Source organism: Kitasatospora sp. NPDC057512, from assembly GCF_042802135.1.
GTDB lineage: Bacteria > Actinomycetota > Actinomycetes > Streptomycetales > Streptomycetaceae > Kitasatospora.
Genome location: NZ_JBHVET010000333.1, coordinates 1 through 8683 on the forward strand (window position 1 = coordinate 1; position 8683 = coordinate 8683).

Annotated in this window: 9 protein-coding genes; 5 read left to right on the forward strand and 4 right to left on the reverse strand. The window is 73.7% G+C overall.

Annotated features, from left to right (window positions below; all coding sequences use genetic code 11):
- Positions 1-98 precede the first annotated feature (98 nt).
- A complete protein-coding gene (locus ACFU6K_RS21640; protein WP_380665369.1) occupies positions 99-701 on the forward strand; it encodes a GNAT family N-acetyltransferase in 603 nt (200 codons plus the stop codon).
- 88 nt (positions 702-789) lie between these two features.
- Here ACFU6K_RS21640 and ACFU6K_RS21645 read toward each other — a convergent pair whose 3' ends face one another.
- Positions 790-945, reverse strand: coding sequence for a hypothetical protein (locus ACFU6K_RS21645; protein ID WP_380665371.1), 156 nt, complete (start codon positions 943-945; stop codon positions 790-792).
- A gap of 347 nt (positions 946-1292) precedes the next feature.
- On the opposite strand from ACFU6K_RS21645, the gene ACFU6K_RS21650 reads away from it, so the two are divergent.
- The 4 genes from ACFU6K_RS21650 to ACFU6K_RS21665 all read left to right on the forward strand — a co-directional run bounded on the left by ACFU6K_RS21650 (position 1293) and on the right by ACFU6K_RS21665 (position 5183).
- Positions 1293-2141: a helix-turn-helix domain-containing protein gene (locus ACFU6K_RS21650; RefSeq protein ID WP_380665373.1), complete on the forward strand. Its 849-nt coding sequence runs from the start codon at positions 1293-1295 to the stop codon at positions 2139-2141.
- Entirely contained in the window at positions 2138-2338 is a 201-nt protein-coding gene (locus tag ACFU6K_RS21655; RefSeq protein WP_049656434.1) for a DUF397 domain-containing protein, read from the forward strand. The genes ACFU6K_RS21650 and ACFU6K_RS21655 overlap by 4 nt, the downstream gene beginning before the upstream one ends.
- 190 nt (positions 2339-2528) lie before the next feature.
- Entirely contained in the window at positions 2529-4262 is a 1734-nt protein-coding gene (metG, locus tag ACFU6K_RS21660) for a methionine--tRNA ligase (RefSeq protein ID WP_380665375.1), read from the forward strand.
- 81 nt (positions 4263-4343) lie between these two features.
- Positions 4344-5183, forward strand: a complete 840-nt coding sequence (locus ACFU6K_RS21665; RefSeq protein ID WP_380665377.1) for an alpha/beta fold hydrolase — start codon at positions 4344-4346, stop codon at positions 5181-5183.
- 63 nt (positions 5184-5246) lie between these two features.
- Here ACFU6K_RS21665 and ACFU6K_RS21670 read toward each other — a convergent pair whose 3' ends face one another.
- The 3 genes from ACFU6K_RS21670 to ACFU6K_RS21680 form a co-directional block, all read right to left on the reverse strand.
- Positions 5247-6149 (reverse strand): class I SAM-dependent methyltransferase, encoded by a 903-nt coding sequence (locus ACFU6K_RS21670; protein ID WP_380665379.1) that lies wholly within the window; start codon positions 6147-6149, stop codon positions 5247-5249.
- Between the two features lie 40 nt (positions 6150-6189).
- Entirely contained in the window at positions 6190-7230 is a 1041-nt protein-coding gene (locus tag ACFU6K_RS21675) for an NAD(P)/FAD-dependent oxidoreductase (protein WP_380665381.1), read from the reverse strand.
- Between the two features lie 96 nt (positions 7231-7326).
- The gene (locus ACFU6K_RS21680) at positions 7327-8280 is read right to left on the reverse strand and encodes a hypothetical protein (RefSeq protein ID WP_380665383.1); all 954 of its coding nucleotides are present in this window, start codon (positions 8278-8280) and stop codon (positions 7327-7329) included.
- Positions 8281-8683 lie beyond the last annotated feature (403 nt).

The window sequence follows — 8683 nt, forward strand, 5'->3', positions numbered from 1 at the left end:
GATCCGTCCCGCGGGGCCCTCGTCTTGCCTTGCGGGGCGGATTTGCACTAGTTCAAATATCTCTTGCTTCTAGTGCAGTGCGCCGCTACGTTCGGATCATGACCGCGAAGCTGCCCTCACCCGTCGTCCTCACCGGCCGCCACATCCGCCTGGAGCCGCTGGAGCGCCGCCACCTCGACGACCTCTGGACGGCCGTCGGCTCCGACCCCGAGGTCTGGCGCTGGACCATGCACCTGCCGCCCGTCTCGGAGCAGGAGTTCGGCGCGGTCCTCGACACCCGCGTCGCCGAGGCGGCGGCCGGCGAGTCGGTGAACTTCGCCGCCGTCGACCTCGCGAGCGGCCGGGCCGTCGGCGTCACCGGCTACCACGACCACAGCGCACAGGACGAGTCCGTCGAGATCGGCGGCACCTGGTACGCCCGCTCGGTCTGGCGCACGGCGGTCAACACCGAGGCCAAACTGCTGCTCCTCTCCCACGCGTTCGAGGACCTCGGCATGGGCCGCGTCTTCTGGAAGACCGACGCCCGCAACGAGCGCTCGCGCACCGCGATCCAGCGCCTCGGCGCCCGGTACGAGGGCACCCTCCGCCGCCACCGCCGGCGGCCCGACGGCACCTGGCGGGACAGCGCCTACTTCTCGATGCTCGCCGAGGAGTGGCCGGCGGCCAAGTCCCGTCTGACGGAGCGGCTTTCACGGGGCTGAGCCGCCGGACCGGCGGAGTGCGGCGGAGTCCGAGGGGGTACGGCGGCGTACGGCCGACTCCGTCGGACTCCGGAGGGGGGCGCGGAGGCTATTTCCGCTCGCCGCGGGCGGAATGGCCGGCCGCGAACTCGTGCTTGGCCGCGCGGGGTTCACAGGCCTGGATGTTCACCAACCAGACCAGCCAGCCGACGAACAGGACGGCGAGCAGGAGCGCCGACAATCCGGCGACGAGAAGCGCATTCACCGGGATGCGGAAATGCGCCGGGGTGGATGGGGCCGGTGGGGAGCGCCGAGGGGCGTGGGGAGGGGCATGGCTGTCTCCGGTCGGTGATTTCGGGCGCCGCGACCATGCATCTGATGTGTCATTACGGCCGAATGTCGGCCGTTAGACGACTGTTTGACGACTGTTTAGGCGGCAACAAGTCAGCGAGTGACACGGATGACCATAGGGTCAAGGTGCCAGAGTTGCTACCGAGCGGGAAGACGTTCACTCCATCGTGGGGTATCCCCTGTTTTGGTAGCTAGGGCCCGGTACGCGCGGCACACTTCACCGGAAGCATCGACGCGAGCCGCGACCCGGAGAAGAGAGTCATGCCACCCCGCTTGTCGCCGACCGTGCGCCAGCAGCGCCTCGGGATCGAGTTGCGCAGGATGCGCGAACTCGTGGGCGTCACGCCCAAGAGCCTGGCCGCCACCATCGGCACCGACCTGCCCAAGATCTCCCAGATGGAGAACGGGAAGTCGGGCATCAGCGCCGAGCGGCTCCGGATCTGGGCACACACCTGCGGCTGCGAGGACGGCCCTTACCTGGACGCCCTGTTGGCGATGACGCAGGACCGGCGCAAGTACTGGTGGGACGGCTACCGCGGCCGGCTGCCGAACGCGATCATCGACATCGCGGAGATGGAGCACCACGCCTCCTCCCTGTCCATCCTGAACAGCACCTTCATCCCCGGCCTGCTGCAGACCCCGGACTACGCCGCCGCGGTGTTCGAGCGGCTTCCCCCCCAGTACCGGCAGGAGGCGGACATCCGGAAGGCGTTCCGGATCCGGCGCCAGCAGATCTTCGTCGACCACCCGAAGCCGTACAGCGCATTCCTGCACGAGTCCGCGCTGCGCATGCAGTTCGGCGGCCCGGACGTGCTGCGCGACCAGTTGCGGGGCCTGCTGGAGAATTCCGAACGGCCCGGGGTGGAGATCCGGGTGATCCCGTTCAGCGTGCCCACCTACACCGGTTCCGGGGAGAGCCTGTACCTCGCCCGCGGGCCCGTCCCGGAGCTCGACACCGTCCAGATCGATCTCTCCCACGGGCCGACATTCGTGCACAACCAGGTCGAATTGGCCTCCTACCGCCGGATCAAGGAGGAGACCGCGGCGATCGCACTCGGACCGGACGAGTCCCGGGAGTTCATCCGGTGCTTGCTGAAAGACTTCGCATGAGTACCTGGCGCAAGGCCTCGGCCAGCGGTGAGAGCACCGACTGCGTCGAGGTGAGAGCGGCGGGCGAACTGGTGGAGATCCGCGAGTCGGACCGGCCCGAGGTCGTCGTACGGACCACCCCGCGCAAGTGGGCCGCCTTCGTCCGCGGGGTGAAGTCCGGGGAGTTCGACCGGTACGGGGACTTCACCCGGCCGTGACGTCCGGCCCCGTCCGGCCCCGACGCCCGGCCCCCGCCCGACGCGTGCGGCGGCTCCGCCGACCGCGCCCCCGCTCCTTGCGCCCCGGCCCCCACTCCTTGCCCTAGGCTGACAGCCCACAGTGGACCCCTGCGCCTGACACGGCACTCCGGGTGGGGTGCGCGTGCGGGAGAAATCGGAGCATCCGAGGATGGCTCGGCACCTGATCACCAGCGCCCTTCCGTACATCAACGGGATCAAGCACCTGGGCAACATGGTCGGGTCCATGCTCCCGGCGGACGTCTACGCCCGCTACCTGCGCCGACGAGGGCACGAGGTGCTGTTCGTCTGCGCCACCGACGAGCACGGCACGCCCGCCGAACTCGCCGCCCAGGAAGCCGGGTTGCCGGTCGCGGAGTTCTGCGCCCGGGCGCACGACGCGCAGCGGGCGGTGTACGACGGCTTCGGGCTCTCCTTCGACCACTTCGGCCGCAGCTCCTCGCCGCAGAACCGGGAGATCACCCAGGAGATCGCCCGCGAGCTCCAGCGCAACGGCTTCATCGAGGAGCGCGCGATCCGCCAGGTGTACTCCAACGCCGACGGCCGCTTCCTGCCGGACCGCTACATCGTCGGCACCTGCCCGCACTGCGGCTACGACAAGGCCCGCGGCGACCAGTGCGAGAACTGCACCCGGGTGCTGGACCCGACCGACCTGCTGGAGCCGCGCTCGGCGATCAGCGGCAGCGCCGACCTGGAGGTCCGGGAGACCCGCCACCTGTTCCTGCTCCAGTCCAAGCTCACCGAGGAGGTCGAGGACTGGATCGACGCCCACGCCGCCGACTGGCCGGTGCTGGCCTCCTCGATCGCCCGCAAGTGGCTGACCGAGGGCCTCCAGGACCGCTCGATCACCCGCGACCTGGAGTGGGGCGTCCCGGTGCCGGCCGACGTGTGGCCCGAACTGGCCGCCGAGGGCAAGGTGTTCTACGTCTGGTTCGACGCCCCGATCGAGTACATCGGCGCCACCAAGGAGTGGGCGGACGCGGCCCCGGCCGGGCACCTGCGGGACTGGAAGTCCTGGTGGTACGAGGCCGACGAGACCGTCCGGTACACCGAGTTCATGGGCAAGGACAACGTCCCGTTCCACACCGTGATGTTCCCGGCCACGCTGCTCGGCTCGCGCCGCCCGTGGAAGAAGGTCGACTACGTCAAGGCCTTCAACTGGCTGACGTACTACGGCGGGAAGTTCTCCACCAGCCAGCGGCGCGGCGTCTTCGGCAACGACGCGCTGGACCTGCTGCCCGCCGACTACTGGCGCTACTTCATGATGGCGCACGCACCCGAGTCGGACGACTCCAGCTTCACCTGGGACCTGTTCGCCTCGGTGGTCAACAAGGACCTCGCCGACACCCTCGGCAACTTCGTCAACCGGGTGCTCACCTTCAGCCGCAAGCGCTTCGGCGACGACGTCCCGGGCGGCCACGCCCCGGGCGCGGCCGAGCAGCGCCTCGGCGAGCAGGTCGCCGGGCTGCTCGCCGAGTACGAGGCCCAGCTGGACGCGCTCAACTTCCGCAAGGCGGCGCAGTCCCTGCGCGCGCTGTGGAGCGCGGGCAACGCGTACCTGGACGAGAAGGCGCCCTGGCTCCAGGTGAAGACCGACCCGGAGGCGGCGGCGCTGACCCTGCGCACCGCGATGAACCTGATCCACCTGTACGCGGTGGTCTCCGAGCCGTTCGTCCCGACCACGGCGGCGGCCATGCGCGGCGCCTTCGCGCTGCCCGAGGACTCGCCGGCCGCCACCCGCGACTGGATCGGCCCGGAGGAGGCGCGGGCGCTGGACCTGGTGCCGGCCGGGACGGCGTTCACGGTGCCGCCGGTGCTGTTCGCCAAGATCACGGACGAGGACCTGGCGGCCTGGACGGAGCGCTTCGGCGGCTCGGCGGGCTGAGCGGCCGGACGGCGGCGGGCCCGGGACAGGTCGGCCGAATTCCCGTTGCCCCGGCCGGACCGCGGTTGCCACGATCGGCCGATGACCACCTTCACCGGCCCCGCCGGCGCCCGGCTCGGCTACCACGTGCTCGGCGAGGGCGAGCCCCTGCTCGTCCTCGCCGGCGGCCCGATGCGCGACTCCGCGTACCTCGGCGACCTCGGCGGCCTCTCCGCACACCGCGCCCTGCACGTCCTCGACCTGCGCGGCACGGGCCGCTCGGAGCGCCCGGCCGACCCGGCGGACCACCGGGTCGACCGGCAGGTGGCGGACGTCGAGGCCTTCCGGGCACACCTCGGGCTCGGCCGGGCGGACCTCCTCGCCCACTCCGCCGGCTGCTCGCTCGCCACCCTGTACGCGCTGCGGCACCCGGAACGCACCGGTCGGCTGGTGCTGGTCACACCCAGCCTCCGGATCTTCGGCAGCACCTCCTCCGAGGACGACTACCGCGAGGCGGCCGAAGCCCGCGGCCTCGCCCGGGAGGAGTGGTACCCGGCCGCCCGGGCCGCCGTCCGCACCGCCTTCGCCGGCGGCGCCGCCGACCCCGACGCCGTGGCGCCGCTCTTCCACGGCACCTGGGACGCCACCGCCCGCGCCCACGAGGCCGACCGCGCCGCCCAGAGCCACCCGGAGGCCGCCGCGGCCTACCACAGCGGCGGCTTCGAACCCGCCGACGTCCGTGCAGCCGTCGCCGAACTCGCCTCCCCGGCCCTCCTGTTGGCCGGCGAGTACGACCCCGACCCGAGGCCCGGCGCGGTCCGCGCCACGGCCGCGCTGTTCCGCCACGCCCGTACCGCCGTCCAGCCCGCCGCCGGCCACTACCCGTGGCTCGACGACCCGGCCGCCTTCAGTCGCACGGTGGCCGCCTTCCTCACGCCCTGAAGCGACGGGCCGCCCACCCGCGAGCCCCCGGCGGAACCGCCAGGGGCTCGCGGGGCCACCGGGTCAGTCCCGGCGGGCCGTGTGGACGGTCATCGCGGAGAGGTAGAAGGCGTCCGGACGGTGCAGGATTCCGGTGGGGGCGTCCTCCGCGAGCAGGGCGTCCAGGGTGGCCCGGTCCTCGGTGTCGAGCTGTTCGGCGAGCTGGTCGCGCAGCCGGGTCAGCTGGACGTGCAGGTAGCCGCGGACGGGGCCGGCGAGCGGGGCGGGGTGGTCGACCAGGAAGGTGCGGGTGCCGGTCGGGGTCAGCCCGGCCCGCCCGAGCATGGCCGGCCAGTCCTCGATCTCCTCGGTGCTGTCGGGCAGTTCGGCCCGCATGGTGCTGAAGACGTCCTCGTGGGCGGCGTCCAGCCGGGCCTGGAGGCCGGGCCGGCCGAGGCCGAAGTCGCGCGGCAGGTAGCGCGCGGGCAGGCCGCGTTCGGCGACGGCGAGCAGGCCGCCGGGCCGCAGCGCCCCGGCGAGCGAGGTGAGCGCCGCCTGCTGGGCGCCCAGGTGGTGGACGGCGTTGCCGGACCAGATCAGGTCGGCCGCGCCGAGCTTGTCGAACTCGGCGGGCAGGTCGGCCTGTCGGGTGCCGAGGCGGCCGCCGGAGCGGACCCGGGCGCGCTCCAGCAGGGCGGCCGACTGGTCGACGGCCACCACCTCGGCCGCTGGGAAGACCTCCGCCAGCAGTCCGGCGATCACCCCGGGCCCGCTGCCGACGTCGAGGACCCGCCGTACCGCGCCCTCGCTGTGCAGGCCGAGCAGCCACCGCCCGGCCTCGGTGACGGCGCCGGCCCGCAGGTCGCCCTCCAGCTCCAGGTGCGCGGCGAGCGCGTCCCAGTCGAAGTCGGCGGCGGGGACGTGCCCGTGGGAGTGCCCGTGGGAAGGGCCGTGGGAGTGGGAGTGGTCGTGCCGGTGCGCTGACATCAGGGTTTCTCCGATCGTGGGTGGACGAAAGCTTCCCCGCTCAGGCGGGCAGGGCGGCGCCGGACGCGCGGTACCGCTCGACGGCCCGCTCGACCTCCTCCGCCGCGAGGTCGTGGTCGAGCGCGAAGGCGGCCGCCGCGCCCGCCCCGGCGGCGGTGACCACCTGGGCGCGCGGGTCGGCGACGTTGCCGACCGCCCAGACCCCGGGGAGGCTGGTACGGCCGGTCCGGTCGGTGGTGACCCAGCCGTCGTCGTCCCGGGCGCAGTCGAGGCCGAAGAGCAGCGCGTCCCGGGGCACCGGCCGCGGGAAGACGAACACCGCCTCGCGCGGCACCACCTGCCCGTCGGCGAGCTCGACGCCGCGCAGCCGCCCGTCCTCGGACACCAGGCGGACGATCCGGCCCTCGACCACCCGGACGTCCCGGGCGGCGAGCCGTTCCCGCTCGGCGTCGGTCAGTGCGAGGGTGTGCGCGAGCAGCACCACGTCCGCCGACCACTGCCGCAGCAGCAGCGCCTGGTTGACCGCCCCCGGGCCGCTGCCGAGCACGCCGAGCGGGCGGTCGCGGACCTCCCAGCCGTGGCAGTACGGGCAGTTCAGCACGTCGCGGCCCCACCGCTCGACCAGGCCGGGCAGCTCCGGCAGGCCGTCCCGCAGCCCGGTGGCGACGACCACCCGGCGGGCACGCAGCACCGGCCCGCCGGCCAGGTGGACCACGAAGCCCGGCACCGCGGGCCCGGCCGTCCCGGCAACGGTGCCGGTACCGGTGCCGGTAACGGCGCCGGCGGGCTCGATGTGCTCGACCCGGGCGTCGATCAGGTCCGCCCCGTATCGGGCGACCTCCTCCCGCCCGACGGCCAGCAGCGCCGCCGGGGGCATGCCGTCCCGGCTCAGGTAGCCGTGCATGTGGGCGGCGGGCGCGTTGCGCGGCTCACCGGCGTCCACCACCGCGACCCGGCGCCGGGCCCGGCCCAGCACCAGCGCGGCGTTCAGTCCCGCCGCTCCGGCGCCGACCACCACCACGTCGTAGCGCTCGCTCTCCCTGATCCCGGCCGCTCCGGCTGTCCCGGTCGTCCCGCCCATGGCGCTCACCTCCACCGCCAGGCTGCGGCCCACCCCGCCGGATCGGCAAGCAATGTTGCCGCCTCAGCAAACCCCGGCCCCGAGTCGACCCCGCCCTCAGCGCACCTCGGCGGCCCGGGCCCCCGTCCGCCGCCAGTACGACCGGGCGGCCACCGCCAGCGCGACCCCGTACCCGGCGAACCCGCACATCCCCACCCAGGCGACCTCCAGCGCGCTCTGCTCACCGGCGAACTCACCCAGCCTGATCCGCGTCACCCCGGCGGTGCACAGCCCCAGGTAGCCGACCCCGACCACCCCGTACGGCGCCAGCGTGGCCGCTCCCAGCAGGGCCGGGGTGAGCGGCAGCCAGCGCGGCACCCGGCGGCCGCGCAGCGGCAGGGTCCAGCGCGGGAAGACCTGCCCCCACGGGCGGACCAGCCCCCAGAGCAGGAACACCCCGAGCAGCGCCAGCAGCATCGTGCCGTCCAGGCCCCAGCGCTCCAGGGCGAGCCAGAGCCCGGAGGAGCCGTTGTGCACGTAGCTCGCGTACATCCGGTCGCCGCTGATCCCCGCGAAGCTGCCGCCGAGCGCCCAGACCAGCTTCATCAGCACGTACGGTGCGAACGCCAGGGTCCCCGCCCAGGCGGCGAGTTGGACGGGCGGCGGGGCCGCCGTGGGAGCCGGCGCGGCCTGCCCGGCCCGGCCGACACGGGCGCCGGGCCGCAGTCCCAGGGCCGCCCTGGCCAGCAGCACCACCCCCACCGCCGCCAGGACGCGCCCCACCGCGTCGGGAACGCTGTCCACCCGCTGGCCGAACAGCAGCGTCACCAGGTCCATCAGCAGGCTCCAGGCCCCCACCGCGGCCGCCCCGCAGAGCAACCACAGCAGCGCCCGAACCGGCTTTCGGCGCACCACCAGCGCTCCGGCAACGGCCGAGACCAGCCCCACACCGGCCACCACCCACCCCGGCCAGTGCGCGCCGAACAGCGCCGTCCCGCTCAGCCCGCACCCCACCCCGAACCCGGCGTACCCGAGCCCCCAGCCGGCCACCGCCCACCCGCTTCTCACCATGCCGCCAGGCTCACCCGCGCCACCCGCCCCGTCCCTCCCCCGGCACGGTGATCCCCCTCCCCCACCCGGGGGAACCCGCACCACGCGCGGCTCCCTCGTCAGCCCCGACCACGACGTCCGCGCCCGCGCCCGCGGTCGACACCGCACAGTTGCGTGCCGAGGCCGACGCCTTCGACAACGACGAGGACCGGGTCGACGGCGACGACCTGTCGGGGCGCGCATCAGCGGACGGCGCCGACGCGGCCTGCTCGACACCCGTGTGGTGATCGGTCTGCCGCAGACCGATCCGGAACCCCTGTCGCTCCACACCCGGAACGCGGACGACTTCATCGGCCTGGAGCGGGGAATCGAGGTCATCGCGGTATAGCCGCTCCGACCAGGGCCCCCGCCCGGCCGTGGTGGC